This window comes from Mesorhizobium sp. M0909 (assembly GCF_040319515.1).
GTDB lineage: Bacteria > Pseudomonadota > Alphaproteobacteria > Rhizobiales > Rhizobiaceae > Mesorhizobium.
Map to the genome: position 1 here is coordinate 24,854 of NZ_JAMYOA010000014.1, position 26,167 is coordinate 51,020.

A 26,167-nucleotide genomic window follows, 5' to 3' on the forward strand; every position below is an offset into this window, starting at 1 on the left:
AACGGCGAGCCTGTCGTTATGCATCGGAGCGGCATCGGAGCGGCGCTCGCTTCACCGGTAGTGTCCTTGTGCCGGCCGGTGCGACTTGAGGACAGACGCGCCGCCGGCGCCTATGAGGCGACGGGATCGGGTGAGTGGTCCTGCTGCAACCAACAGTGTTGAAGGAATGCAGTAGCCAATAGGGAAGCTCCAGTGAGAAGATTCCGTGTAGTCGGCGCGATTATGCTCGCAACCTACGGCGCCTCGCACGCCCAGACTGTGGACGAAGGCATCCACCGCGACGCGCGTGGGCCGTCGACGATGTGCGGTTTCCACGGTGCTGACGCACTGGATTTGGTCGAGCAACTGAGGGCGTCTCCCGCGTTGCGTCGCGTTGCTGCCTCATCCCGCTTCGAACGGTTCGTTTCTGCTGACGGGCTGACACAGTGGAGTTTCACAAGGCCCACCGAACAGGCGTATCCCGCCATAACCTGCAATCGCCTCAGCAGGGACCGGCAGGGCAGTTGGTACCAAACACGGACTATGCGATGCGAAGCGGGTCGCCGGGCATGCGATGGGCTCTTTGCCGAGTTCCAGCAGCTGGACGAGCGATTCCGGCGGGCGATGCAACGATAGGGTTCAGACAATTTGGCGCGGGCGCCTCACCACTGCGGGCTTCCGCCGGCGCGGCCTATGGCGTATTGGCGCGGGAACTCTCCTTTGGCCTTTCCTGGAAAACCATGATTCGTCTCGAAAGCATCAGCAAGCAGAACGGCCGGCAGATCGTCTTCATCGAAGCCTCCGCCGCGTTGCAGAAGGGCGAGAAGGTCGGGCTGGTCGGGCCTAACGGCGCCGGCAAGACAACGCTGTTTCGCATGATCAACGGCGAGGAGCAGCCTGACGAGGGCCAGGTCTCGGTCGATCGCGGCGTCACCATCGGCTATTTCAGCCAGGATGTCGGCGACATGTCCGGCCGCAGCGCCGTTGCCGAAGTGATGGACGGCGCCGGGCCGGTGAGCGAAGTGGCGGCCGAGATGCGTGAGCTCGAGCACGCGATGGGCGACCCCGATCGCGCCGGTGAAATGGACGAGATCATCGCCCGTTACGGCGAGGCACAGCACCGCTTCGAGGAGCTCGACGGTTACGCGCTGGATGGGCGCGCTCGCGAGGTGCTGGACGGCCTTGGCTTCAGCCAGGAGATGATGGACGGCGACGTCGGCAAGCTGTCCGGCGGCTGGAAAATGCGGGTGGCACTGGCCAGGATCCTTTTGATGCGGCCCGACGCCATGCTGCTCGACGAGCCGAGCAACCATCTCGACCTCGAAAGCCTGATCTGGCTGGAGCAGTTCCTGAAGAACTACGACGGCGCGCTGCTGATGACCTCGCATGACCGCGAGTTCATGAACCGCATCGTCAACAAGGTGGTCGAGATCGATGGTGGCTCGCTGACCGCTTACTCGGGGAATTACGAATTCTACCAGCAGCAGCGGGCGATCGCCGACCGGCAGCAGCAGGCGCAGTTCGAGCGCCAGCAGGCGATGCTGGCCAAGGAGATCGCCTTCATCGAGCGCTTCAAGGCGCGTGCCTCGCATGCCGCGCAGGTGCAGAGCCGGGTTAAGAAGCTGGACAAGATCGACCGGGTCGAGCCGCCCAAGCGCCGCCAGAAAGTGTCGTTCGACTTTCAGCCGGCGCCGCGCTGCGGCGAGGACGTGGTGACGCTGAAGAACGTGCACAAGGGCTATGGCAGCCGCTTGATCTACGCGGGATTGGATTTTCAGGTGCGCCGCCGCGAGCGCTGGTGCGTGATGGGCATCAACGGCGCCGGCAAGTCGACGCTGCTGAAGCTGGTCGCTGGCGCTTCCGAGCCGGACAATGGCACGGTGGCGCGCGGGCCCAGCGTCAAGATGGGCTATTTCGCCCAGCACGCCATGGAAGTGCTGGAGGGCGAGTGCACCGTGTTCCAGACACTGGAAGATGCATTTCCGCAGGCCGGCCAGGCGCCGCTCAGGGCGCTGGCCGGCTGCTTCGGCTTTTCCGGCGACGAGATCGAGAAGAAATGCCGCGTGCTGTCGGGCGGCGAGAAGGCGCGGCTGGTGATGGCGCTGATGCTGTTCGATCCGCCCAATTTGCTGGTGCTGGACGAGCCGACCAACCACCTCGACATCGCCACCAAGGAGATGCTGATCACGGCACTGTCGCAGTACGAGGGAACCATGCTGTTCGTCTCGCATGACCGCCATTTCCTGGCGGCGCTGTCGAACCGGGTGCTGGAACTGACGCCCGAGGGCATCCACACCTATGGCGGCGGCTATACCGAATATGTCGAGCGCACCGGGCAGGAGGCGCCGGGGTTGCGGAGCTGAGGCGCGCACCCAGCTCTGCCGCTCGATTCCGGAGGCTAAGCACGAGCTGTTCAGCCGTGTATCGCAATTTCGCGCAGCGGATCGCCGCCGTCGATGAACAGCCGGCCTTGCGCGGTCAACGCCGCGCCGAGCCGCTGCAGGGCGATTTTTCCTGCTTCGGGATGACGCCCGTCCAGCGCGCCGACGCGCACCGCAACGGCAATGTCGAAGTGCTTCTCATCGGCCTCCAACTCGAAATCCTCGATGGCGACCTGGCGAAGGCTCAGCCGGCCTGCCGCAATCTCGGCGCGCGAGGCGGCCCCGGCCTGCGCGATGGCCTTGGCCGAGCGGTCGATCGCCAGCACGTGCCCGCCGCCGATCCGGCGCGCGATCTCGCGCGCTGCAGCACCCGGTCCGCAGCCGATCTCCAGCACTCGCATGCCCTGCCGCAAGGGCAGCGCATTGACAATCGCCAAAAGCCTTGGCGACAAGTCGTTCGCCATACGCTCTTCTCCAGCTTTTTCGCAATCCGAGATTAGCGACCGCGGCCGGCGACGGGAAGGCCGAGAGACGCGGGCATCGCCGATGTGTTCAGCTGGTATGTTCAGTTGGGTGCTGCTCGAGCAGGGGGCATGATCGACATCGAAGAGGTCGACGATCCGGTCTCAGCCGCGGGCGACCGGGCGGACCCCGAGCGGCCCGGCGTCGTTGACCTGAGGGGTAGGGAGGGACTGGCGCCGAGCCTAACCGGTTGGGGGGTAGATCACCGGCCGTTTATGTGTATACGCTCAAGCTAATATGAGCGCAAGCTAATGTTGTGCCTCAGCGATGTTGGACGATTGGGCCGATCAGTGGCCGGTTGTGGCTTCCTGCCGCGCCCTCCAACCCGGCCCAACACCGCTTATTGCCTTCAAGTCCTGGCTCCGATGCTGTACCCCGGCCGAAATTCAAGGAGCCTGCAATGACCTCGCATCCCGACATCCCCGACGCCAGCATGGCGGTCGATGCGGCCGTCATGACAGCCGATGACAGGCGCGCTCGCGAGGCGGATGCCGCATGGCGGGACGATGTTCGCGAGGGCGTGCGGCATGTAGGCGATCTGGATTCGCTGCCGCTGTCGCCAGCCGAGCGGGCGGCGGCCGAAGCCGCGGCCACGCGCCACAAGGTTCGCATCCCCAAGGCCTATCTCGACCTGATCGACTGGAACGACCCCGCCGATCCGATACGGCTTCAGGTCATCCCGTCGCCCGACGAACTGGCAGAGCAGGAGGGCGAACTCGACGATCCGATCGCCGACCACGCCTTCAGTCCCGTGCCTAGAGTGACGCATCGACATGCCGACCGGGTTTTGCTGTTCCCGACCTATCAATGCGCCGTCTATTGCCGGTTCTGCTTTCGCAAGGAGCAGCTGACCTCGATCGGCCGCGGCTATACGCGCGAAGCTCTCGACGAGGCCTTCGCCTATGTCGCGGCCCATCCGCAAATCCGCGAGGTGATCCTGACCGGCGGCGACCCACTGTCGCTGCCGGACAAGGCGCTGGCGGAAATCCGCGCCGGTGTCGAGGCGATCCAGCACGTACGGCTGTTGCGCATCCACACTCGCGTACCCGTCGCGCTGCCGTCGCGCGTCACCGGCCGGTTGGTTCAAGCCTTGCAGGGCCGGCTGATGGTCACTGTCGTCACCCATTTCAACCATCCACGCGAAATCACGGAGGCGACCGAGCGGGCCTGCCGTACTTTAAGGCAGGGCGGCTTCGTGCTGCTCAACCAGAGCGTTCTGCTGAAAGGCGTGAACGATACGGTCGAGGTGTTGGAAGAGCTGTGCCGCGAGCTGATGTATCGCCTTGGCGTCAAACCCTATTACCTGCACCACGGCGACCTCGTGCCCGGCATGGCGCACCGGCGCACCACGATCGCCGAGGGCCAGGCGCTGGTCAGCGCCTTGCGTGCGCGCCTGTCCGGCATCTGCAATCCCGTCTACGTGCTGGACCTGCCGGACGGCGGAGGGAAAGTCCCGCTCGGCCAGTCCTATCTCGAGGCGTGCGAAGGGGAGACGTGGCGAATACGTGGGCTTGATGGGGTTGTGAGGGGGTATGGAGAGCTGGTCGGGGAGGAGGGACGCGCAGCCGCCGCCGTCCAAGCCAGCCCACCTTGGTGACCTGACACGCAGCCCTTGATCACGGAAGCATGCGTTAACTGCAGTTCTATTTGGTGGTTGCGCAATTGCCAAAATAGTGAAAACGTTGGTCCGGGGTAATGGGTTAGGGGAGTTCGTCCCGGCTGTTGCGAGTTACGGGGCGGCGCAAAAGTCATGAACTTTCCACGGTTTCTGGTGGGGCTGACCACCATATCGTCCGTCGTGGCGATCTCGACTTACCTTGCGACGGGTTCAATCTGGAAGACGCTGGCCTGGACGATCTTGACCTTGATCGTCATGCAGGTTGGATATTTCCTGTTCGTCGTCCGGTTGATCTACGGATCCGGGGCGAAAAGCGCGGAGGTAAAGCCGCGGCGTCTGAGGGCTGTGCCGCCGAACCGTAGAGGTCGCGTTCAGCTTATGTAGTAATGTCCCATATAGATATGATGGTCTAGACAGGACATGTTCGGTTCTGGGAATGTGCATTGGACGTTCCGCTAGTTTAGTCAACTAATATATATCGCCCAACTCATATCGTCGTTTTTGAGCTAGCGGGAAAACCTGCCTGCTGCTTGTACGACGGTGCCTAACGCCACATTTTACAACCGGCTGGCAAGCTCCCTTTTGTTGATGCCAGCTTGGATGGCGGCGGTAGAGACGGGCCTGAGCAGTCGGCCGAAGCTGCCGATCTCCCCTACAAGGCGAGAGATCGGCGCGTCGTCGGCTTAGCTTTTGGCCGCCGGGAGCTTGTCTTGCGTCTTGGTCTCGAAATCGCTGGCGTCATGGCGCTCGTGCAGCTGCATCGAAGGCTCGCCGAAGGTGCGGTTGACCATGCGGCCGCGCTTGACCGCCGGCCGCGCGTCGATGGCGTCGGCCCAACGCTGCACGTTCTTGTACTGCTCCACCTGCAGGAACTCGCCGGAATCGTCATACATGCGGCCCTTGGCCAGCCCGCCGTACCAGGGCCACACCGCAATGTCGGCAATCGTATAGTCGCTGCCGCCTAAATACTCGCTTTCGGCGAGGCGTCGGTCGAGCACGTCCATCTGCCGCTTGGTTTCCATGGCGAAGCGGTCGATGGCATATTCGATCTTCGTTGGCGCATAGACATAGAAATGGCCGAAGCCGCCACCGAGATAGGGCGCCGAGCCCACTTGCCAGAATAGCCATGACAGGGTCTCGGCGCGGGCCGGCTGCTCCGTCGGCAGGAATTCGCCGAATTTTTCGGCGAGGTAGAGCAGGATCGAGCCGGATTCGAAGATGCGGACCGGCTTTTTCCCACTGCGATCCATCATGGCCGGGATCTTCGAGTTCGGGTTGACCTCGACGAAGCCGCTGCCGAACTGGTCGCCGTCGTTGATCCTGATAAGCCAGGCGTCGTATTCGGCGCCGCTGTGACCGAGCGCCAGAAGTTCCTCCAGCATGATCGTCACCTTGACGCCGTTCGGTGTCGCCAGCGAATAAAGCTGCAGCGGATGCTTGCCGACCGGCAGTTTCTTGTCATGCGTCGGGCCGGCGATCGGCCGATTGATGCTGGCGAAAGCGCCACCATTTGCCTTGTTCCAGGTCCAGACTTTTGGCGGCGTGTATTGGTCCGTTGCGTAGTCGTTCATTCGGGAGGCCTTTGGAAGGGTTGGGTTGGGAGGATATCAGATATCAACGTGGGTAATGGCGGAGGAACTTTGCATAGGGCAGCTTGGGATAGCCGTAGGTACAGATAGGGCTGCCGGCGCTGTTGCAAAACCCCGGCGCGAACGGCGCCGGTCCACGCCAAAGCCGGCGCCACCTCTTGCGCCTGATCACCTGCGCCATACCTATAGCCCATATCAGCCTGCGAACATTGCCAGGAACCAAAGCATGAATATCGAACCCCTTTTGCGATCCATCGTGGCCGTCCGCGCCACCGTGCCGGAAGACGCCTTCACGGCAAATACACTTGGCACCCGCCGCGAGGGCAGTGGCGTGGTCATCCGCGGCGACGGGCTGGTACTCACCATCGGCTATCTCATCACCGAGGCCGAGGAGGTCTGGCTGGCCGACCAGGACGGGCGCGTGGTTCCCGCCCATGCGCTCGCCTACGACCAGGAGTCGGGCTTCGGCCTGGTGCAGGCGCTGGCGCCGCTCGGGCTGCCCGCCATTGCGCTCGGCGACGCGTCCAGGGCGAAGATCGGCGATCCCGTCGTGCTCTCCGACGGCGTCGGCCGCTCCGTGCGGGCGCGAATCGTCACCAAGCAGGAATTCGCCGGCTATTGGGAATATCTGCTCGACGAGGCGATCTTCACGGCGCCGGCTCACCCCTCATGGGGCGGCGCCGGCCTCATCGGCGCGGATGGCAGGCTGCTCGGCATCGGTTCGCTGCGGCTGCAGATGAGCCGCAACGGCGAGGTCGCCGACATCAACATGGTGGTGCCGATCGATCTTCTGCCGCCCATCCTCGACGATCTGCTGACGCGCGGGCAGGTCGCCAAGCCGCCGCGGCCGTGGCTCGGCGCCTTCTCGGCCGAGAGCGACGGCAAGGTCGTGGTGATGAGCGTCGCCGAAGGCGGTCCAGCCGCCCAGGCGGGCCTTCGCCAAGGCGATGTCATCTCGGATGTCCGTGACACGGCGGTCGATGGGCTTGCCGATTTTTATCGCAAGCTTTGGAACAGCGGCCCGGCGGGCGCCGAGATCCCGCTCCGGGTGCTGCGCGACGGCCGCGAAACCTGGCTGCGCGTCAAGTCCGCCGATCGCAACAGTCTGCTGTGGAAGCCGCCGCTGCAGTGAGGCAACCGAAACCTCTCACTCTCCGCAGGCGCTGAAGCCAGTGCCCGGAGTCCATTCCGCAAAGGGGATAACCTTGCCTTCGACCGATACGGTCGCTTGCCTGGTGCTGCCGTCCGCCAGCTTCTTGCTGCTTTTGCCCTTGCCGGTCAGCACGTTGTAGTCGCAGTCGCCGGCAACATTGTCGTCCATGTAATCCCAATATTCGTAGGCAAAACCGGCGACGACGAACGTGCCGTTGCGCCAGGCGAGCGTCAGCGTCTTGTTGGTCCGCTCGCTGCCGATCTCCATCGCCGGAACATAGAGCTTGATCGAGCCGTTGGGGAGCGCAGTGAGTTCGGGCTCGGTGTCGGATGTGGCGGGGCCCGGCCGCTCGTAATCCTTCCATTCGCCGTAAATCTGTTCATGCACGACCCCGGCAGGTCTGAGAAAATTGCCGTCGCGGTCCCTGAGGAACAAATGCAGGTCCATGGGATGGCCGGGCTCGGTCTCGACGATCATCGCCAGATCGGCGGCACCGTCGCCGTTCCAATCGCCGGTCGCCGCGGTGATGATCTTCTGCGTCTCGATCGGTTCTGCCAGTGCGGCGGCCGGCAGCAGCAGGACCAGACCGAATATTGTCGATCGCATTGAAATCCTCTTAGCCTGGCAGGCCTGAGACGCACGCGCTTCTCAGGAGGCCCGGCTCTGCCGCGTCTCGGAACGGCTCGTCTCGTTGAGCAGCCGGCAGAGCGAAACCGCTTCACGACGGCTCAGGCCGATCAGCGCGATTTCCGAAAATTGCGCCGGCAGATCGTGAACGATGTCCCACACCATCCAACGGCCGTTCGGCTCCATGACACATTCATAGCGCAATAATTGTTCCTGCATCCGACCCCCGGCTTTGCTCACCGGACTGGTACAGCGTCGAGGTAAATGAGTTGTTGCGCCGCGAGAGTATTCCGCGGCTGTCAAAACCAGGCGTTGAATGGGGCGAACCCGACAGGTCACGGCTGACGGTGCCGATACTCTCGACAAGGCGGCAGGGCAGGGACGCTTCCGGCGTGAACGGCGGCCGCCGCCAGAGTTGGATCAGGCGTTGCGGCTCGCCATATGCGCGTCGAGCTTCCTCCTCGAGGGGCCGTAACGCTTGATGATGGTCGCGGCCTCGCTTTGCGGTATGCCGTATTTGCGGGCAAAGGCAGCGACCTCGTATGGCTCTTCGCCGGAAACCAGTTTGCGATCCTGCTTGGTCTTGGATTTGTCGTCGGCCATGGCGTTCTCCATCACATCTGGTCGTTATAGGGCTGCTTGGTCCGGCCGACCATCCTTGCCAGTTCGGCAAAGGACGGTACGCCGGTTTCCCCCTGGGCATTGTTGGCCGCCTGCAGCAGCCTGAGCGGAAAACAGACGGCGTCGCGGTTGGATGGCGACATGTCTTCATAGAGACGTTCGTCGCTGGTCATCGCCGCCTCGGCCCGGCGCAACGCCATGTCGACCTCGTCGACCGACAGCAGGCCCTTGTGGACCAGCGCATTGTTGACGGCCGCGATCGCCATCATCAATCCTTCGAGCTGGAGATTGGCGACGTTCATCGTTTTGCGTCCTCGCCGGGCTTCTTGGGGCTGGCCTTGTCGTCTGGCCGGATCACTGCGCGCGGCGGGTTCTGGCCCTCCGAATGCCGGGTCTTGTCGTCGAAATCGTCAGCCGGCCTGGTCAATCCCATGCCGCCGGGAGGCGGCTTGTTGCCGGCCGCATCCTGCGAAAATTGGTCGGCCGCGTCGGGGCTCATCTTTGCCGGATATTTCCTCGCTCCGGTCTCATAGCGGTTCGGGTCGTCGGCCATGTCCTGTGCTCCCGTTGCAATGAGCAGATAACTTTCATGCGGCGGCAGCGGTTCCGTGGCGAAATCGACGTTGCCGGTGCGCAAGCCGTCGCAATCTGTCGGGTTTTCGTGCATCCTTGTGCATGCCAAGGATGCTTCGCTCCGACGCGCCGGCAAAATGCTGCTCCTACTGCGGTGGGCGCGACCACGACTACGAGGATTGCCCGAAGCGCAAAAGCGATGCCGAACGGCAGAAGGACGCCAGGCAACGCGTACCAGCCCGCTGCCGCGGCTGCAGGGGAAATCCGCTAGCCAGCCTGAACCACCCCGCCGGTCCGCCAGGCCGGCGCGAAGATCCTTCAATGTCGAGAGGATTGCAATGCCGCCGCTATTGTGGGCAAAAGCAGCACGGGCAATCGGGTGGGGTGGGGCAATGACCGAAACGCAAGGCAATTCAGGCCGTCCGCAAGGCAAGCCGGGGACGGCGTCGGGGTCGATCGGTTCCGGCCTGGTCGCACTCCTCATCGTGGCGCTCGGCATCTTTGCGCTGTTTGGATCCTGGTACACGATCGACCAGGGCGACCGCGGCGTGCTCTTGACCAACGGGGCACTGAGTTCGGTCGTCGATCCCGGACTGCATTTCAAGCTGCCGTGGTTGCAGCGCGTCGAGAAGATCAGCCTGCGCCAGCAGGTGCTCAAATGGGGCTGCGAGAACCAGAACGATTGCAGCGGTCTGCCGGCCATGCAGGCCTATTCGCGCGACCAGCAGCCGGCCGACATGCGCGTCACCGTCAACTTCCACGTGCCGGCCGCCGAAGTCAGCAACGTCTACACCAATTACGGATCGATCGAGGCACTGGCCGACCGTGTCATTGCCAGGAAAGCACCGCAGGAGATCAAGACCGTGTTCGGCCAGTACGACGCGGTGTCGGTTATCCAGAACCGGGCGAAGTTCAACAAGGACGTCGCCGACGCCATCGCGGCGGTAACCGACGGCCCGGTGATGATAGACAGCGTGCAGGTCGAGAACATCGACTTCTCCGACGCCTACGAGCAGGCGGTCGAAGCCAGGATGACGGCGCAGGTCGAGGTGCAGAAGCAGGAACAGAACCTGCAGCAGGAAAAGATCAAGGCCGATATCGCCGTCACCCAGGCCAAGGGCCGCGCCGACAGCGTCAAGGCCGAAGCCGAGGCCAGCGCCTACAAGACCAGGGTCGAAGGCGATGCGACCGCGGGCGCCATCAAGGCTCGCGCCGCCGCGATCGCCAACAATCCGCTGCTGGTCGAACTGACCAAGGCGGAGAGATGGAACGGCGAATTGCCGAAGTCGATGATCCCGGGTTCGACAGTGCCGTTCCTGGAGCTCAGCACGCCTGCCGCAGCATCGAACTGAGGCGCGGCGCCGCGGCGCAAACCAGATCAGGACGGCGGCGCGGTAGCCGTCCCATTGCGGTCACGGCTGAAGCACGGCGCCTCGGGCGCTTGCTTCCGTTCGCCCGAGAAAAGCCGTCAGCAGCTCCATTCCCACCGGCCAGTCGCCGAGCCCGCTGTCGCCATTGATGTGGCCAAGTGGCCCGGCGATATGGAGATCGCTGCCCCAGCGCTCGGATTTCGCCCTGACATAGTCCAGCGAGCCGTAGGGATCGTTGGTGCTGGCGACAATCAGCGACGGAAAGCGAAGCCGTTGTTGCGGCGCGTCGGCGAAGGCCCGGGCGGAGGAGGGAAAGGCCGACGACGCAGGGTCCGGAACCGCGACCAGCAACGCGCCGCTGATAGAGCGGGGGGAGATCCGCTGCCAGTGTACGACCAGCAGACAGCCGAGGCTATGGGCGACGAGCACCGGCGGTGTCCATGCCTGGCATACAGCGGTTTCCAGTGCTGCCACCCAGTCGTCGAAATCCGGCGCATCCCAACTCGCCGGACTGAACCGCCGCATCGCCGGGCTTGCCTGCTGCCAATGCGTCTGCCAATGGGCTTTGCCCGATCCGCCGATGCCCGGCACAATGATGAATTCGGTCATGCGAAGCCCTTCTTTCCTGATGCAGCGCGTGCAATTCTAGGTCTTCTCCCCGGCGGCGGAATGAGAGATCATCGGAAAGCAGCGACGAAATCCGATGGATTAAAGGCGATCATGCGGAACGGCGATTACCGGCCAAGGCTCGATCCCACCGATCTGGCGCTCATTGAGATCATGCAGGAGGATGGCCGCATCGGCATCTCCGAGCTTGGCCGCCGCGTCGGACTGTCCCAGCCCGCCACCTCGGAACGGGTGAAGCGGCTGGAGGAGCGCGGGGTCATCCTCGGTTACAAGGCGGTGATCAATTCGGCAGCGCTCGGGCTCGGCACCATGGCGGTTATCCGCCTGCGCACCACGCATGAGCATATCCAGGCCTGCCTGAAGAAGTTCGCCCAATTGCCGGAGGTGGTCGAGGTGCTGCGGGTGACCGGTGAGGATTGTTTTCTGGTCAAGGTCGTGGTCCCGTCACCGCCCGACCTTGAAAGCATCGTCGACAGCATCGGCCGGTACGGCACGGTGACGACAAATGTGGTTCTGCGCGCCGAGCAACCGAAGCGGCTGGGCCGCGAATTGATGACCAGGGCCTGACCGGTCTATCGCTTGGTCTGTGTATGCCCGACGGCATTGGCGAACGAGATGCCGCCCTTGATCTCGCGCATCGCCATCGAGGTGATCGTGCGCCGCACGCCGGGCAGCCGGCTGAGCTCCTCGCGCAGCATCCTGTCGAGCGCCATCATGTCGACGGTGACGATCTGCAGGAGATAGTCTGCCTCGCCAGTCGTGGCGTGGCAGCGGCGGATCAGCGGATGCTGTTTGACCGCCGCCTCGAAGGCGTCCGACAGTTCGAAATCGATCGACACCTGGATGAAGGCCTCGATGCCGAAGCCGAGCTTGGCCGGGTCGATCAGGGTCGAGTAGCCGCGGATGACGCCGGCGTCCTCAAGCGCCTTGACCCGCTTCCAGCACGGCGTCTTGCTCAGGCCGACCTCATCGGCGAGCGCGGCAAAGGAGGTGCGGGCATCGCGTTCGAGCACCGCGACGATCTTCCGGTCGACCGCATCCAGCATCATTCGTTCTTTCTGTCTGCTTCAGAGGCAGCTTTCGTCCTTCATTTCTCGCCAATCGAATAACAGAAAGGGACAATGTTCGGCAAGAAAGCGATTAGACTCGGGGACCGGGATCCAACAAACGCCTGCGGCCCAACGGCCGCGGCAAGGAGCATGGCCATGGACAAGCAGGACTATTATGCCCGCATCGAAACGCCTGAGATGCGCGACTATGGCGTCTACCTCAAATGCGACAGGCTGCTGGCCTGCCAGAAGCCGCTGGCCGAGATGGTCAATGCCGACGAGCTGCAGTTCCAGATCGTGCATCAGGTCGAGGAGCTGTGGATGAAGCTCATCGCCTATACGCTGGTCGATGTCGTCGATTTCCTGGAAAAGCAGGATACGCATCGCATCGTCACGCTGATGGGACGCGTGCACCGGCTGATGCGGCTGATGACGGCGCAGCTCGACCTGCTCGAAACCATGTCGCCCAAGGAGTACCAGCAGATCCGGCTGCAGCTCGGCAATGGCAGCGGTCAGGAATCGCCGGGTTTCAAGCAGCTGTTGCGTCTGCCGCCGGATCTGTGGCGGGCCTTCAAGACGTCATACCTCGACGGCCGCGGCCTCTCGGTCGAGGATGTCTACGATACCGGCTACGATCACGGCGACAGCTATGTCGTTGCCGAAGCGCTGGTCGAGTTCGACGAGCTGTTCCAGAAATTCCGCGCCAACCACCTCTATCTCATCCACCGCACGATCGGCCTCGGCGCGAAATCGCTGAAGGGCAGGCCGGTCGAATTGCTGGAGGCCGGCGCCCGCCACCGCTTCTTCCCGGAACTCTGGGACATACGCTGGGCGATGACCGACCGCTGGGGCAGCCAGTATGGAACGGTACGGGAGCCGATCAGCAAGCCGGGGGTGAACTTAGGGTAGTTTCAGGCTCGGGTTCCTCGCCTCGCGCGAAGCGGCGGAGAGAGGGCCGCGAAGCGGCCGGAGAGGGGCCTTTTCTTTCCCGGCACAGCCCCCCTCTCCGTCGCGGCTTCGCCGCGCCACCTCTCCCCCATGAATAGGGGCGAGGAAACCTGCCTTCTCCCCGCGCACTTGTCTCCTGCAGGTTTTTCGGGGGATGATGTCGGGCTTGCGGCTGGTGGTGCGTCCTTGGGGCACAACCATCGTAACTCTTGGGAGGACGTCGTGACCTTGGAAACCGCTCAATCAACCGTTCAGTCGCCGTGGCAGACCGCGGCAATCCTCATCGCCCGCCTGATCTTCGCAGCCGTCTTCCTGATGGCCGTGATCTTCAAATTCGTCGATATCGGCGCCACCGCCGGCTATATCGCGGCGGCCGGGTTTCCATTCCCGCTCTTCCTGGCCTGGTGCGCAGCCCTGCTCGAGGTCGTCCTCGTTCTATGCTTCCTGACTGGCGCCTTCTTCTCATGGGCAGCACTCGTCGCCGGCGCCTATGTGCTGTTCCTGGGCTTCGCCTTCCACGGGCCGTCGCACTGGGCCGGCAACCAGGCGGAGTTCGGCTTCTTCGTCGATCACTTCACCTTCCTGGCCGGGCTGCTGTTTGCCGCCGTGCATGGGCCGGGCCGCGTCCTGGCGCTGAGGCTTGGCAGGGGGTGATGCCAAAGCTTGCTGCGGCGGTCATCCTCGGTCGCCGCGTCACATCTGGTCGTTGTAAGGTTCCTTGATCTGACCAACCATGCGCGCCAGTTTTGAGAAGGACGGCATGTCCGTCTCCGGCTGACACTGATTGGCCAACTCCAGCAGTCGGATCGGGAAGTTGACGGCGTCGCGGCTCGACGCCGACATGCCCTCGGACCTTTCCTCGTTGGTCTCGCTGGCTTCGGCCTTGCGCAAGGCGATGTCTATGTCCTCGACGGAGAGCACGCCCTTGCGGACCAGGACCTGATTGATCGATGCGATGGCCATAAGCAGGCCTTCGAGTTGCAGATTGGCGACGTTCATGATTTTTGCTCCCATTGGCTAAGGGTCAAACGCGCGAATGCCTGTTCTGATCCGGACGGTGGCGTCTCGCCGGACATTCCAGTGTGCTTCGCCAATCGGCTACTCTGCGTTTTTTTGCGTCTCAGGTGAATTTTGTTCTTGCTTTGTGCCGGCAGCTATGCTACTAAACTGGGTATGGTGCTAATTGGCTCCAACGACCCGCCCGCCGAGGCGGGTTTTTTGTTTCAGGCTTCTTTTTCGATCGGACGTTACGTGAGCTGGCTATGAAGTCGGCGGGACAGCGCCCCCCTCTGTCCTGCCGGACATCTCCCCCTCTAGTGGGGAGATTGGCTGTCATTGCCGCTTTCGCCAATTTTGTAGGTGCAAAAAGGCGCTGCCGCCAAAGCTGCCGATCTTCCCCCTCGTGGGGGAGATGTCCGGCAGGACAGAGGGGGGCGCGAAGGAACGCAAGCTTGCCGGCTGACAGCCGAGGCACCGAGGGAAGTTCGCATTTTTTGCCGCCGATGCCACATTTTGTTCTTGCTTTGTGCCGGCAGCTATGCTACTAATCTGGGTATGGTGCTAATTGGCTCCAACGACCCGCCCGCCGAGGCGGGTTTTTTGTTTCAGCCTTTATCGTTCGAGTCGAATGATGTGCGTGCTGCCGGCTGTGAAGTTGGCGGGACAGCGCCCCCCTCTGTCCTGCCGGACATCTCCCCCTCTAGTGGGGAGATTGGCAGCTTGGGCGACAGCACCTTTTTTGCATCCTGCAAAATTGGCGAAAGCGGTGATGACAGCCAATCTCCCTCCTTGTGGGGAGATGTCCGGCAGGACAGAGGGGGGCGCGACGGAACGCGACCTCGAGGATCCTCAAATTAACGCGCCGACGTGCGCCCATCCCAGGAAAAGCACCATGTCCAACCGTTACGCCACCATCATCATCGACGATGACGGCCGAGAGGTCGTCAGCGCTATTGGCGAGTTCGCCGGCGCCGCACCCTATACACGGCATGGCCGCTTCGAGCAGGTCGCCGCTGGCGTGCGGATCGGCATGGTGCGCGGCGGCCCCGGCGACGCGGTCGGCGGTTTCGGCTTCCCGTTGGGAGCACTCGACGGCAAGGCGGCGGCAATTCTAAGGGCAAGGCTGAATGCGTTGCCCGACGCCAGTACGTTGCGGCCTGGCACGACGACCGATGCGAAATCGGCAAGCCAGCCGCCGAAGCCGAAGTCGGCGCGCGCCGCCAAGAAAGCGAAGCCGCGCAAGCGCATCGTGCGGCCAGGCAACAAGAAGCCGGCGATCTCCGCCGGGACGGCGGAGTAGGGCATGGCCAAAGCTCCTTCCGCCGGCGATCCGCAGCCGCACGATCAAGCACCCGGCAAGCAGACCAGGCGGGCGAAGAAGACGCTGGCCGACGGCTTTCTCGAAGCGATCCGCGCCGATTTCCGCGCCCATGGCGCCGGCGTCATCGCCGAGGTGCGCGCCGAAAAGCCCGACCAGTATCTGAAGCTCGTGCTGTCGGTGCTGCCCAAGGATCTTAGTGTCAACATCAACAATCTGGATGCATTGAGCGATGACGAAATCAGGCAGCGCATCCGCGGCCTCGAAGCCGTCCTTAGGCCGTTCCTCGAGAAGCCGGGCCTCGAAAAAGGCCTCGCACAGCCGGGCGGCAAGGAAGGAATATCTCAGCCTGCTGGCGGAGCTGGACCGGAGGCGCCGCACTAACCAGCTTGCCGCCTATCGGCCCTATCCCCGACAGGCCGAATTCCACGCCGCCGGCGCGACCAATCGCGAACGCCTGTTCATGGCCGGCAACCAGCTCGGCAAGACCAGGGCCGGCGGCGCCGAGTGGGCGATACACCTCACCGGCCGCTATCCCGACTGGTGGCAAGGCAAGGTTTTCGATTGTCCGGTTCGGATGTGGGCGGCCGGCGTCACCGGCGAAAGCACGCGCGACAACCCGCAGCGTATCCTGATCGGCCCGCCGCAGCAGCAGGCGGCGTGGGGCACCGGTATGATCCCGGCCGACGCGATCCTCAGCACGATGGCGGGGCGGGCGCCGGGCGCGCTCGACAGCGTCGTGGTGGCCTGGGGCGGCGGTGGCGACGTGCAGGCCGGCGAATCCGTGCTGTCGTTCAAGAGTTACGAGAAGGGCCGCGAGAAGTGGCAGGGCGAGACGCTGCACGGCGTCTGGTTCGACGAGGAGCCGCCGCTCGACATCTATTCCGAAGGGCTGACCCGCACCAACGCCACCGGCGGCATCACCATCGTCACCTTCACGCCGCTGCTCGGCATGTCGGACGTGGTGCTGCTGTTTTTGTCCGCGGAGCAGGTGGGAGGGATGGGGAGGGGATGACAGGGCTGCGAAATCGCGCAACTCGCGTTGCTTCGCGCCCCCCTCTGTCCTGCCGGACATCTCCCCCTCTAGTGGGGAGATTGGATGTCGCATTGGCTTTCGCCAATCTCCAATGCTTGCGGATAAGCGAGACGCTGAAGCTGCCATCTCCCCCCTTGAGGGGGAGATGTCCGGCAGGACAGAGGGGGGCGCTGTCCCGCCATCATGAAAACATCTTACCGAACAGCAGCATACGTCCCACCTGCCACCATGATTCAATGCCGCGAGGGTGAAAACAATGACCCGTCACGTCACCTTCATGACCATCGACGACGCCGAGCACTACACGCCGCAGCAGCGCGCCGAGATCATTGCCGCCTATCCGGCGCATGAGCGCGAGGCGCGGGCCAAGGGCATTCCGGTGCTCGGCTCCGGCCGCATCTTTCCGGTGGCCGAGGAGCTGATCGCCTGCGAGCCGTTCCGGCTGCCGCGCTATTGGCCGCGGCTCGGCGCACTCGATTTCGGTTGGGACCATCCCTCGGCCGCGGTCGAGCTTACCTGGGATACGGAAGCCGATGTCGTCTATGTCACGAAGGCCTGCCGTGCCTCGCAGCAGACTCCCGCCATGCAGGCGCTGACGCTGAAACCGTGGGGCGAATGGCTGCCCTGGGCCTGGCCGCGCGACGGCCGCCGCGAGACGCTGGAAGGTGCCGGCACCGCACTTGCCAGGCAATATTCGGCACATGGGCTGAACATGCTCACCACCCATGCGCAGTTCGCCGACGGGTCGGTCTCGGTCGAGGCCGGACTGATGGACATGCTGGACCGCATGCAGAGCGGCCGCTTCAAGGTGTTCTCGACGCTTCTGCCCTGGTTCGAGGAGTTCCGGCTCTATCACCGCAGGGACGGCCAGGTGGTGAAGCTGCGCGACGATGTGATGGCCGCGACCCGTTATGGCGTGATGATGCTGCGGGAGGCGGTGGTCGATCCGGCGGTATTCAAGGCGGCGCGGCGGAAGGCCGGGCAGGCCGATCCGCTGGGGTTGTTCAGGTGACCCTCCGCATCATTCCCGCCACGTTGCGCGACCTCTCCTACATCGCCGCCAATCTGCGCCCCGAGGATCGGGCCGAAATCGACTGCCAATTGGACAACTGGTCGCCGGCCTTGCTGGCGCTGACGTCGCTGCAGGGCTTTGCTTATGTCGCCGAGCTCGACGGCAATCCGGAGGCCGGCTTCGGTGCTGCCGAGCAGCGCAGCGGATTGTGGATCGCCTGGAGTTGGGGCACGCGCCGCATGCGGCGCTGCGTGCCTGCTATTACGGAGTTCTTTCACGCGGTGCTCGGGCCGGAGGTTGCGGCACGCGGCGCCTGGCGGGTCGAGGCCCGCGCCTTGGCCGCCAACGGTTTGGCGCTGCGCTGGCTTGCAAGGCTGGGCGCGACGCAACGCTGCCGCCTGCCGGGCTATGGCCGGAACGGCGAGGACTTTCTGCTCTACGACTGGACAAGAAGCTCTCATTTCGGAGAAAACCATGTGCCTTTTTCAAAAGCCGCCGGCGCTGAAGCCGTTGCCGCCGACACCGACCATTGCCGACAAGGACGTGCAGGCGCGCGAAGCCGCGTTACGGGCTCAGCTTGCGGCCAATGATGGCACTGCAGGAACCGTGAAGACCGATTTGTCGCCCGGCGATCTGACCGGCCCGCGCCGCGTGCTGCTGGGGGTTTGACATGGGCGCCATGAGAAGAGTGTTCCGCAACCGGGTGCTGGCGTGGTGGTACTGGCGCCGGCACGCAAGGTTGGTGAAGAAGCGGTGAAGCTGCCAATCTCCCCACTCGTGGGGGAGATGCCCGGCAGGGCAGAGGGGGGCGCTGTCCCGCCGGCCTTGGTGATCAATTTGCATTGCCGCCATCGGCTCATTCCGGTGGGAACGAAACTGAGCTTGGCGTTCCTTCGCGCCCCTCTCTGGCCTGCCGGCCATCTCCCCCACGAGTGGGGAGATCGGCAGCTTCCGCGTTTTCCGTAACAGCCGAGCGCAATTCGTGTTCCTTCGGCACGGTTGACATTCCTTCCTCAGCAGCCATGCTGCAATGCAACATGGCTATCGAGGAGTCCGGCATGACAGAAGCCCGGTCATCGCGCATCGAATGCCTGGACGGGCTTCGGGCGCTCGCCGCGATCTGGGTGCTCATCGGACACTGCCTGCTGTTGACCGGCTGGCATATTCCTATTCTCGGCGAGCCGGATCTCGGCGTCGACCTCTTCATCATGCTGTCCGGCTTCCTGATGGTGTTCCATTACCAGCTGCGCCAGGACAAGGAGCCCTGGCAAAGGCCGGAAACCTGGCTGAAGTTCTGGACCCGCCGCTATTTCAGGATTGCGCCGCTGTTCTACGTCATGCTGTTCGCCGCCCTGGCGCTTGGCCCCTATCTCTACCAGTCCAGGATGGTCATCGACGAGTTCCTGCTGCGGTCGCCGCAGGCGCCCGAACGTTATCTCGACAGCGGCTTGAAAAACATCGGCGCCCATCTGCTGTTCCTGTTCGGCCTGGTGCCGAATTTCGCCTATCGCACGCCGCTGCCCGACTGGAGCCTTGGCTTGGAGATGCAGTTCTATGCAGTGTTCCCGGCGATTATGCTGTTGGTCCGCAGGCTTGACTGGATATCGAGCGCCATGCTGGTCGCGGCGACCGGCAGCGCGATCGTGTTCTTGATGGGACAATTGTCGGTGCATTTTCCGATGCCGTCGTTCCTGCCGCTGAAGATGCAGATTTTCCTCTGCGGGATGCTGCTGGCGGGCGTCGTCCATCAAAGGCAAAAGCGGCCTTTCGTGCATCTGACATTGGCTATGCTGCTGGCCGCGCTGCCGTTCGGCGGCGGCTATGGGCTGAGCAAGCTTTTGATGCGGGAAGCGCTCGTTGTGGGTTTCTTTGCGCTGGTTCTCTACCGGATGCTGCCCGGAATGATGGGCACCGTTGCCAGAAAGATCGCCATGACGCTCGCCAACAGGTTCTTTCATGTGATGGGTGAGCTTTCCTTCAGCATCTATTTGATCCATCTGCTGGTTCTCCAGCCGGTCGCGGCTCTGGTCATCACCCAGTTCGGCCACGAGCTGTCGGCGCCACTGCGCTTCGCGATCGTTGTTGTCCTCGTCTTGCCGGCGGTGTGCCTGCTGTCCTGGATCACCTATACGCTGATCGAAGTGCCCGGCCAAAAGATGGGACGTTTCGTGGTGCAGCGCTTTGGGCGCAAAGCCGCGCTGGAGACGACGCCGGCGGAATAAGGCGCTTCCAATCTCCCCGCTTGAGGGGGAGATGTCGCCGAAGGCGACAGAGGGGGTCGCCGATCCACGCGAGACGACCCCTCTCTGTCCTGCCGGACATCTCCCCCTCAAGTGGGGAGATCGGCGGCTTCGGCGTGCCCGCCGTTTTCTTTTTCAATCAATTCCATCAAGCGAGGCTGACCATGATCGATTCCCGTGCTCGCGATATTCTGTCGCGACAGGCAGAACTGGAGAGCGAACGCAGCCAGTACGAGCATGTCTGGGAGGCGGTGTCCGAATTCTGCGATCCCGATGCGCCCGACATGTGGAGCGGCCGCCGGCAGGCCGGCGCGGACTCGCAGTCCGAGCGGCAGGAGCGGCGCGGTGCGCGTGTCTACGCCAATACCATCAACTCGGCTGCCAACCGGCTGGCCGCGGGACTGGAAAGCCTGATCATTCCACAATCCGAGAAATGGCACGGTCTGTCGACCGCGGCCATCAACGACGATGAGACCGACGAGGAGAAGGAATGGGCGGAAGCGCTGCGCGATTTCCTGTTTTCGCTGCGCTACTCCGCCAATTCGAATTTCGTGCCGGCAACGCAAGCCTGCCTGCGCAATGTCGTGCGCTACGGCCCGGCCTATCTCTATGCCGAGGAGGGTTTTGGCAGCACGCTGATCCGCTATGCCTCGATCCCGGTGGTCGAAGGCTATCTCTCGCGCAACCGCTGGGGCCAGGTCGATATCTTCCACCGCCGCTACGAGCGCACCGCAAGACAGGCGGCGCAATTGCTCGGCTACGACAGACTGCCGGCGCGGATCAAAGTTCTGGTCGACGACCCCGCCAAATGCGAGACAAAAATCTCGCTGATCCAGTGCATCCAGCCGCGCGACGAGCGCAAGATGTACAGCCTGAGCGGCTCCTACCAGTATCTCGACACCGCGTTCGCGTCCTATCATGTGATCGAGGACGAGGAGGCGATCGTCAGGGAAAGCGGTTTTCGCTCCTTCCCGGTATCGTGCTTCAACTGGCGCCGCTATGAGGGCGATCCCTACGGCATCTCGCCAACCATCGAGGCATTGACGACGGTGCGCGAAGAGAACGCCGTGCGGCGCTCCGGCCTGCGCGCACTTCAGCAGATCACCGATCCGGCGACCGCCTCGAAGGCCAGGCTCGATTATGTGCCGGTGCTCAATCCCGGCGAGAACTATCCCGGCCTGATCGACGATGCCGGCCGGCCGCTGATCGCGCCGATCGCCACCGGCCAGAACCCGACCTATGCCTTCAATTACGCCGACAGCCGGGCCGAGGAGATCCGCGACATGATGTTCGTCAATCTGTTCCAGACGCTGGTACAGAACCCGCAGATGACGGCGACCGAGGCCTTGATCCGGCAAGAGGAAAAGGGTGCTCTGCTCGGCCCCTCCGGCTCGATTATCCAGGCCGGCTTTGCCTCGAATCTCGACCGCGAGCTGGGTATTCTGGAAGACAAGGGACTTTACGAGGAAGACAGCCGCTTCCTGCCGCCGGCGAGCCTTGCCGGCAAGGCGCTGCGGCCGACCTTCACCGGCCCGCTCGACGTGCTGCGCCGCTCGGCCGAAGCGCGCGACACCATCCAGGTGGTCACCACCGCCATGCAGATGGCGCAGTTCGACCCCGGCGTCATGGACAATATCGACGGCGACGAGGCGCTGAAGATCGTGCAGGGCGCCGGCCGCAGCCCACAACGCATCTTCCGCCGCCAGGATGAAGTGGCGGGCATCCGCGATGCCAGAGCCAAGGCTCAAACCGCACAAGCAGGCATGGCTTCGATCGTTTCTGCCGGCAAGCTGGCCAGGGATGCCGTACCGGCGGCCGTGCAGGCGCGCGACAGCGGCCTGCTCGATGGGCTCGGCGGGCTGATGCCGCAGGGCAACGGCGTACAGGGTGGCGACGTACAGGGTGGCGGGGCATGAGTGGCAAACGCTTCGCCCATTCCAGCCAGGCCGGCGGCCCGGCCAAGGCGCGGGATGCGCTGGCCAAAGCCTATTTCAGGGTATTCTCGGGCCAGGACGGCGAGATGGTGCTGGCCGACCTGACGGCTGCGACCGGCTATTACCGCCGCCCGTCCTACGGTGAATGGCTGGCCAAGACCAAGACGCCGAACGGCTTCGAGCTGCACAGCGCGCTCAGCAACGCGCGGGCCGAAGTGGTGCAGCACATTATGGGGTTCCTGACGCTGGACGAAGCGCAGCTGGCGGCGCTGGAGAAGGCGGCGCGGTTGGAAGGGTAGCGGGCTTAGGACCGGCGGCCTTGCCACAGTCATGGCCTGCTCCGACCGATCGTTCGCGGGAGTCCGCGAGCCCGGCCAACTCATAAGGGAATGACAATATTTTGCCGAGGCCATTTAGCCGACGGCGCAGACCGCCAGCATCTTCAGTGCCGGCGACACTCTCATTGGCGACCTCTCCAAAATTCATGACCCGACGAAGGCGGCGGCACGGGGCCGGCGCGCGGCAGCGCCGCGCCACGATCCCCGGCGCGCTCATGGCAGGACACAAATAGATGGCGACCATACCTCTCCAGCTTGCCCAGCGCCGGCTCGATGCCGGCAATGTGCTCTCCTATCCCGAAGGATCGCCGGTCGGCAGGGCGATGCAGGGTTTTGGCGACGAGCTCTCTGCCGTCGCCGAACGCTACCAGCAGCAGAAGCAGCAGGAGGAGGCGTTCGACGCCGACCTCGCGCGCCGTCGGTTCAACGGCCAGATCGGGCAGGCGGAAGACGAGGTGGTGGCGAATGCGCCGGCCGACGGCAGCGGCCTGCATGACACGATGTATGGCCAGGTCGATCCGCGCACCGGCCGGATGATCAAGACCGGCCTTTTCGACACGCTGTTCGCCGATGCCCTGCCGAAAATGCCCGAAAGCCAGCGCGCCAATTTCGCCAGGCAGAAGGAGGCATTGCGCGAGGCCGGCTCACTACGGATGGCGGCGAGGCAGCTTCAGCGGCGCGACGAGTATGAGCAGGCCGAGTAGACCAAGGTCGACAACATCTCAACCAGTGCCATCGCGCAAAGCAACCCGAAGGACACCGAGAACTTCGACGCGATCCGGCAGAACGGCTTTGACCTAATCGCCAAATTCCGCAACCCGCTTGCCCGACAAGCGGCGGAAGTCGCCTGGCGCAGCAATACGGCCAAGGCGCTGATCCAGGCGATGATCGCCCAGGACCCGAAACGTGCTGCAGAGATGCTGGGTGCCGCGCAGGCTGGAAACCGAACTAAGGACGACACCACCGAAGTCGTTGGCGGCTCCAGCGCCTTTGGTGCGCCCAATGCGGCGGCAGCGAAGGGTGATCGCGTCGGCAAGCAGACGCCTGATGAAAGGGTGGCGCAGGCGTTCAGGGACGACCTTCCGCAACAGGAACAGGCAGCGCTGATCCGACAGGCGCAGGCGGCCAACATTGCTCAGCAGGTTGAGTTTCGCACCAACATTGGTCTCGCCGAGCAGAACGCGCCGGGCGCCATCGCACAGACTGGCGCCTATTCCGGCAAGATGCCTGGTCGGGACGCCTTCATCGCTGTCTATGGCGTCGAGGAGGGCGGCAAGCAGTACGGGGATTTTGCCAGAAAGATTGATGTTGGTCGTCAGGCCTTCGGCATGCGCACCATGCCGAACCAAGCAATCCATGCGGCGCTACGCGATGCCGAACCTGGTCCTGCAGGTTCCCAAGGGGAGCAGGCGCGGTATCACGTCACGGCCGCCGCCGCGCTTCAGACGCTGGACGCCAGACGGACGGACCCTGCCGCATACGTTCGCAAGGTCTTTCCGAGCGTCGACGCAGCCTGGAGCGAGATCACCACTCCCGACAGCGAGTCATGGAATCGTGAAGGAGGGCCGGACACCTACGACCGAGGAACTTATGTCCGAGCAATCGCCGCTTCAGTTGCAGCACAAAAGCAATTGGGCATCGAGAACTATCAACCTTTCCCATGGTCTGTTCTCAAGAACATCGCCACGACATTCAAAGACGGGAGCGTGCCACAGGCGGACAAGCACACCATCCTGTACAGCCTCGTTGGTGGGGCGTCCGATCCAGAGGTCCGAGCAGCCTTATCCCAACAGCTCGTCCAAGCCGGGCTTCCTCAATCGGTCGAAAGCCAACCGGCTAGGCCCGTTGTTGCACCTGTGATCGCCGGGAAGCAGAATCAACCGCCTGCTCCTTCAAACCGCAGGAAACCTCAATCGAAACTGGAACTCGCCGCGGAGGACTTCGGCAACTACCTCACCGAAGGTTTTGAAGGCCTAGGCCGAGCCCCGCACGACATTGGGCTGTTTCTTCAGGATCTGCGCGACGATCCTTTGGACGCGCTCAGTCAACTGCCGGTCACTTCTGCCTCCGGATTAGCTGCAGAGGGCAGCCTGGCGTTCGAGTCACTCGGCCAAGCCGTTGCAAAAGGACTGGCCATTGTCCGCGGCGGGACGGGCAAGTTTGCCAAGCCGTTAGAGGAGCTTACGGCCAGTGGGTCGCGGGCCACATCAGAACTCGCCGTTGAGGGAGCGGCGGTTCGCCAGACGACCGAGGTTGAGTCTCGTGCAATAAATGCAGCAAAAGAGGCCGCTTACCTCTTGAGCACCGGCGTCAAGCCTGACAAGGCTGAGCTTCTTGCGATAATAAAGTCGATCGCCAGAGACCCCTCTAAGATTAGGCATCCGGGAGCATCGTTTGGCAAAGCTCTTTCAAAAAATTACCGCAAAACATTTCTTGATGCGAACCCGAATCTAAAGGGAGAGGTTGTCGTCCATCACGCTGCAGAGCAACAGATATGGACCAGATATCCAAGCCTTGTTGCTGAAGATGAGATGCACTCTCTTCAAAATCTTCGCGGCATACCAAAAGGATTAGATAACCTTTTGCACAAGATCGTTTTCCGATTCGAATGGGATAAATTTTATGCGTCGCACCCCCAGCCAACGCGTCAGCAGGTGCTGGACTACGTGACTTATATCGACAAACAATACGGACATCTGTTCAATCCTCCAATAGGTGAGTGATGCAATATTTTTACATATGGCCGAACGTCGCTGGTGGACTTGGTGAAAACACCGTTCTTGACTCGAGTGTCCATCCGCCAATCGTGACCAAGCTTCACTACGTTATAGAGGGCTGGTTTGGCGATGTGATCGTTACGACGTTCCCGTGTTACCTCGTCACCGAAGACACCCAGCGCGCACTGCAAAAGATGGGGTTTTCAGGCGCGACGTTCGCCGACGCCGAAGTGACAACATCCGAAGAGTTTCATGAGGATCAACCTGGGCAGGAACTTCCACCCTTCGTCTGGCTTAAAGTGAATGGCAAGGCCGGCCGGGACGATTTCGGGATCGCAGCGGACTATCGCCTCGTCATCTCGAAACGCATTCTTGATTTGCTGGAATCATTGGGAATACCGTTTGCTGTCATCGAGCCTTACGATGGTAAGTAGCAATGAGGTTGGGCTTTCATTTTTTTGATCCTCATTAGGTGAATGGTGGACTATTTTTACATAAAGCCCAATGTCGCCGGCGGAATAGGCCGTGGCACCATCATGGACACAAGCGTTCACCCCCTGTTGTGAGCAAACTCACCTACCAGATGGAAGGATGGTTCGGCGATGTTATCATTGCTGGCGATCTGCGTGTGGTCATATAGAGCGTGTGCTGAATCTACTCGACCGCTTTGGTATTCGGTCAGCGACGATTGAGCCCTACGACGGTCGGTAGTGCTATTGTTGCCATAGTTCGCGCCGTAGTGGATGTGCGTGAAATCAATCCAGTGAAGTTTGGCGGCAGTTCACCGACAACAGGGGTATGCCGTGGTGGAACCAGTTGCTGAGCGACCTGGGACGATAGCAATGGGACATATTTAACTGAGGGACATTCGACGCACCGGCTGAATCCGCAGTCGTCGACGGCCTGTCCGCACGGTTGGGAGTCGTGCTGCCAAGGATTACATGATTTCCTCAAAGAGCATAATGGAGGCGAAGGTTTCATCGGCAATAACTATACTATTTTTTTAAAGCCGAAGAACTGGCTGACTTCAACCGCGGATATGAGGTTGAAAAATATGCGCCAGGCATCTTCTTATTCGCATCTGACGGAGGAGGTGAAGGCTATGGCTTCGACACTGAAGATGCGGCCATGCCAATCGTACGCATCCCATTCATAGGTATGAATCGGCAATCCGCTGAGACGATAGCGCGTGACCTCGCCGATCTATTTGCTCGGTTGGTGGACTGAAAATGCCCGACCAAAATAGATATTTGCGCCCCAAGGGCATGGAGCTGTTTGAGATCGGCGATCCAGTCAGTTTGGAGAATAAGATCTGGTTGACCAGACAAGGGCATTTTGAAGCGGTGCGCTACTGGAATCGAGCTATCGGGATTCTGCTTAAGGCGGCGCCGGAGAAAGCGGCACCGGCGGATGGGTAGGGTGCGGGGAGCACTGACCTTGCGGAGGCCATGACACTTTCGGCCGATCATTGTGCAAGTTTACGAACCCGGTGTAATGCAACTCGTCCCTAGATCTC

At 62.6% G+C, this 26,167-nt stretch carries 30 protein-coding genes; 20 read left to right on the top strand and 10 right to left on the bottom strand.

Translation table 11 applies throughout. The features are described 5' to 3' along the window. The first annotated feature begins 719 nt into the window (after positions 1–719). Positions 720–2,342, top strand: coding sequence for an ABC-F family ATP-binding cassette domain-containing protein (locus NKH83_RS21030; RefSeq protein WP_352691415.1), 1,623 nt, complete (start codon positions 720–722; stop codon positions 2,340–2,342). A gap of 50 nt (positions 2,343–2,392) precedes the next feature. Here NKH83_RS21030 and NKH83_RS21035 read toward each other — a convergent pair whose 3' ends face one another. Further along, positions 2,393–2,824 carry an SAM-dependent methyltransferase gene (locus NKH83_RS21035; protein WP_352807165.1) on the bottom strand — a complete coding sequence of 144 codons (432 nt, stop codon included), beginning with the start codon at positions 2,822–2,824 and terminating at the stop codon, positions 2,393–2,395. Positions 2,825–3,282: 458 nt separating this feature from the next. Here NKH83_RS21035 and NKH83_RS21040 point away from each other — a divergent pair, with 458 nt between their 5' ends. After that, positions 3,283–4,479, top strand: a complete 1,197-nt coding sequence (locus tag NKH83_RS21040) for a KamA family radical SAM protein (RefSeq protein ID WP_502895598.1) — start codon at positions 3,283–3,285, stop codon at positions 4,477–4,479. A gap of 153 nt (positions 4,480–4,632) precedes the next feature. Beyond that, positions 4,633–4,884 (top strand): exopolysaccharide production repressor protein, encoded by a 252-nt coding sequence (locus tag NKH83_RS21045; RefSeq protein ID WP_352644965.1) that lies wholly within the window; start codon positions 4,633–4,635, stop codon positions 4,882–4,884. Between the two features lie 299 nt (positions 4,885–5,183). Here NKH83_RS21045 and yghU read toward each other — a convergent pair whose 3' ends face one another. Beyond that, the gene (gene yghU, locus NKH83_RS21050) at positions 5,184–6,071 is read right to left on the bottom strand and encodes a glutathione-dependent disulfide-bond oxidoreductase (protein ID WP_352807169.1); all 888 of its coding nucleotides are present in this window, start codon (positions 6,069–6,071) and stop codon (positions 5,184–5,186) included. Between the two features lie 244 nt (positions 6,072–6,315). On the opposite strand from yghU, the gene NKH83_RS21055 reads away from it, so the two are divergent. Continuing rightward, entirely contained in the window at positions 6,316–7,221 is a 906-nt protein-coding gene (locus NKH83_RS21055; protein ID WP_254819635.1) for a S1C family serine protease, read from the top strand. 15 nt (positions 7,222–7,236) lie between these two features. Here the strand turns inward: NKH83_RS21055 and NKH83_RS21060 are convergent, their stop codons facing one another. The 5 genes from NKH83_RS21060 to NKH83_RS21080 form a co-directional block, all read right to left on the bottom strand. Further along, positions 7,237–7,848, bottom strand: a complete 612-nt coding sequence (locus NKH83_RS21060) for a hypothetical protein (RefSeq protein WP_352475530.1) — start codon at positions 7,846–7,848, stop codon at positions 7,237–7,239. A gap of 42 nt (positions 7,849–7,890) precedes the next feature. Continuing rightward, on the bottom strand, positions 7,891–8,073 hold the full coding sequence (locus NKH83_RS21065) for a hypothetical protein (RefSeq protein ID WP_245274654.1): 183 nt from the start codon (positions 8,071–8,073) through the stop codon (positions 7,891–7,893). Positions 8,074–8,289: 216 nt separating this feature from the next. Beyond that, complete coding sequence (locus NKH83_RS21070) at positions 8,290–8,472, bottom strand: DUF3606 domain-containing protein (RefSeq protein ID WP_023675702.1); 183 nt, start codon at positions 8,470–8,472, stop codon at positions 8,290–8,292. Between the two features lie 11 nt (positions 8,473–8,483). Continuing rightward, the gene (locus NKH83_RS21075; RefSeq protein ID WP_352475529.1) at positions 8,484–8,792 is read right to left on the bottom strand and encodes a hypothetical protein; all 309 of its coding nucleotides are present in this window, start codon (positions 8,790–8,792) and stop codon (positions 8,484–8,486) included. Beyond that, positions 8,789–9,172 carry a hypothetical protein gene (locus NKH83_RS21080; RefSeq protein WP_352807174.1) on the bottom strand — a complete coding sequence of 128 codons (384 nt, stop codon included), beginning with the start codon at positions 9,170–9,172 and terminating at the stop codon, positions 8,789–8,791. The genes NKH83_RS21075 and NKH83_RS21080 overlap by 4 nt, the downstream gene beginning before the upstream one ends. Before the next feature lie 283 nt (positions 9,173–9,455). On the opposite strand from NKH83_RS21080, the gene NKH83_RS21085 reads away from it, so the two are divergent. Then, positions 9,456–10,415 (top strand): prohibitin family protein, encoded by a 960-nt coding sequence (locus NKH83_RS21085; RefSeq protein ID WP_254819631.1) that lies wholly within the window; start codon positions 9,456–9,458, stop codon positions 10,413–10,415. A 60-nt stretch (positions 10,416–10,475) separates the two neighbouring features. Here NKH83_RS21085 and NKH83_RS21090 read toward each other — a convergent pair whose 3' ends face one another. Then, positions 10,476–11,042 (bottom strand): RBBP9/YdeN family alpha/beta hydrolase, encoded by a 567-nt coding sequence (locus NKH83_RS21090; protein ID WP_352799322.1) that lies wholly within the window; start codon positions 11,040–11,042, stop codon positions 10,476–10,478. Between the two features lie 111 nt (positions 11,043–11,153). Here NKH83_RS21090 and NKH83_RS21095 point away from each other — a divergent pair, with 111 nt between their 5' ends. Further along, positions 11,154–11,627: an Lrp/AsnC family transcriptional regulator gene (locus NKH83_RS21095; protein WP_352807179.1), complete on the top strand. Its 474-nt coding sequence runs from the start codon at positions 11,154–11,156 to the stop codon at positions 11,625–11,627. A 5-nt stretch (positions 11,628–11,632) separates the two neighbouring features. Here the strand turns inward: NKH83_RS21095 and NKH83_RS21100 are convergent, their stop codons facing one another. Beyond that, complete coding sequence (locus tag NKH83_RS21100; protein WP_352507776.1) at positions 11,633–12,109, bottom strand: Lrp/AsnC family transcriptional regulator; 477 nt, start codon at positions 12,107–12,109, stop codon at positions 11,633–11,635. A 156-nt stretch (positions 12,110–12,265) separates the two neighbouring features. On the opposite strand from NKH83_RS21100, the gene NKH83_RS21105 reads away from it, so the two are divergent. Then, the gene (locus NKH83_RS21105) at positions 12,266–13,018 is read left to right on the top strand and encodes a tryptophan 2,3-dioxygenase family protein (RefSeq protein ID WP_352507775.1); all 753 of its coding nucleotides are present in this window, start codon (positions 12,266–12,268) and stop codon (positions 13,016–13,018) included. 261 nt (positions 13,019–13,279) lie between these two features. Beyond that, positions 13,280–13,711: a DoxX family protein gene (locus NKH83_RS21110; protein ID WP_254819626.1), complete on the top strand. Its 432-nt coding sequence runs from the start codon at positions 13,280–13,282 to the stop codon at positions 13,709–13,711. A 39-nt stretch (positions 13,712–13,750) separates the two neighbouring features. Here NKH83_RS21110 and NKH83_RS21115 read toward each other — a convergent pair whose 3' ends face one another. Next, a complete protein-coding gene (locus tag NKH83_RS21115) occupies positions 13,751–14,056 on the bottom strand; it encodes a hypothetical protein (RefSeq protein ID WP_254819625.1) in 306 nt (101 codons plus the stop codon). A gap of 892 nt (positions 14,057–14,948) precedes the next feature. Here NKH83_RS21115 and NKH83_RS21120 point away from each other — a divergent pair. From NKH83_RS21120 to NKH83_RS21175, 12 genes are all read left to right on the top strand, one after another. Next, positions 14,949–15,356 carry a hypothetical protein gene (locus tag NKH83_RS21120; protein WP_352807182.1) on the top strand — a complete coding sequence of 136 codons (408 nt, stop codon included), beginning with the start codon at positions 14,949–14,951 and terminating at the stop codon, positions 15,354–15,356. Between the two features lie 3 nt (positions 15,357–15,359). Continuing rightward, complete coding sequence (locus NKH83_RS21125; RefSeq protein ID WP_254819622.1) at positions 15,360–15,758, top strand: hypothetical protein; 399 nt, start codon at positions 15,360–15,362, stop codon at positions 15,756–15,758. A gap of 79 nt (positions 15,759–15,837) precedes the next feature. Beyond that, entirely contained in the window at positions 15,838–16,389 is a 552-nt protein-coding gene (locus NKH83_RS21130; RefSeq protein WP_352807185.1) for a terminase large subunit domain-containing protein, read from the top strand. A gap of 277 nt (positions 16,390–16,666) precedes the next feature. Further along, complete coding sequence (locus NKH83_RS21135; RefSeq protein ID WP_352807188.1) at positions 16,667–17,422, top strand: phage terminase large subunit family protein; 756 nt, start codon at positions 16,667–16,669, stop codon at positions 17,420–17,422. Continuing rightward, complete coding sequence (locus NKH83_RS21140; protein WP_352807191.1) at positions 17,419–18,012, top strand: hypothetical protein; 594 nt, start codon at positions 17,419–17,421, stop codon at positions 18,010–18,012. The genes NKH83_RS21135 and NKH83_RS21140 overlap by 4 nt, the downstream gene beginning before the upstream one ends. Before the next feature lie 468 nt (positions 18,013–18,480). Next, complete coding sequence (locus NKH83_RS21145) at positions 18,481–19,644, top strand: acyltransferase family protein (RefSeq protein ID WP_352807194.1); 1,164 nt, start codon at positions 18,481–18,483, stop codon at positions 19,642–19,644. A 182-nt stretch (positions 19,645–19,826) separates the two neighbouring features. Then, entirely contained in the window at positions 19,827–21,578 is a 1,752-nt protein-coding gene (locus NKH83_RS21150) for a portal protein (protein ID WP_352807197.1), read from the top strand. Next, the gene (locus tag NKH83_RS21155; RefSeq protein WP_352509923.1) at positions 21,575–21,895 is read left to right on the top strand and encodes a Bbp19 family protein; all 321 of its coding nucleotides are present in this window, start codon (positions 21,575–21,577) and stop codon (positions 21,893–21,895) included. The genes NKH83_RS21150 and NKH83_RS21155 overlap by 4 nt, the downstream gene beginning before the upstream one ends. Before the next feature lie 272 nt (positions 21,896–22,167). Then, the gene (locus NKH83_RS21160) at positions 22,168–22,638 is read left to right on the top strand and encodes a hypothetical protein (RefSeq protein ID WP_352807201.1); all 471 of its coding nucleotides are present in this window, start codon (positions 22,168–22,170) and stop codon (positions 22,636–22,638) included. A 180-nt stretch (positions 22,639–22,818) separates the two neighbouring features. Further along, positions 22,819–24,657: a hypothetical protein gene (locus tag NKH83_RS21165; protein WP_352807203.1), complete on the top strand. Its 1,839-nt coding sequence runs from the start codon at positions 22,819–22,821 to the stop codon at positions 24,655–24,657. After that, positions 24,657–25,085 carry a hypothetical protein gene (locus NKH83_RS21170; RefSeq protein WP_352475513.1) on the top strand — a complete coding sequence of 143 codons (429 nt, stop codon included), beginning with the start codon at positions 24,657–24,659 and terminating at the stop codon, positions 25,083–25,085. Before NKH83_RS21165 ends, NKH83_RS21170 begins: the two co-directional genes overlap by 1 nt. A gap of 795 nt (positions 25,086–25,880) precedes the next feature. Further along, positions 25,881–26,069, top strand: coding sequence for a hypothetical protein (locus NKH83_RS21175; RefSeq protein WP_352475512.1), 189 nt, complete (start codon positions 25,881–25,883; stop codon positions 26,067–26,069). Positions 26,070–26,167 lie beyond the last annotated feature (98 nt).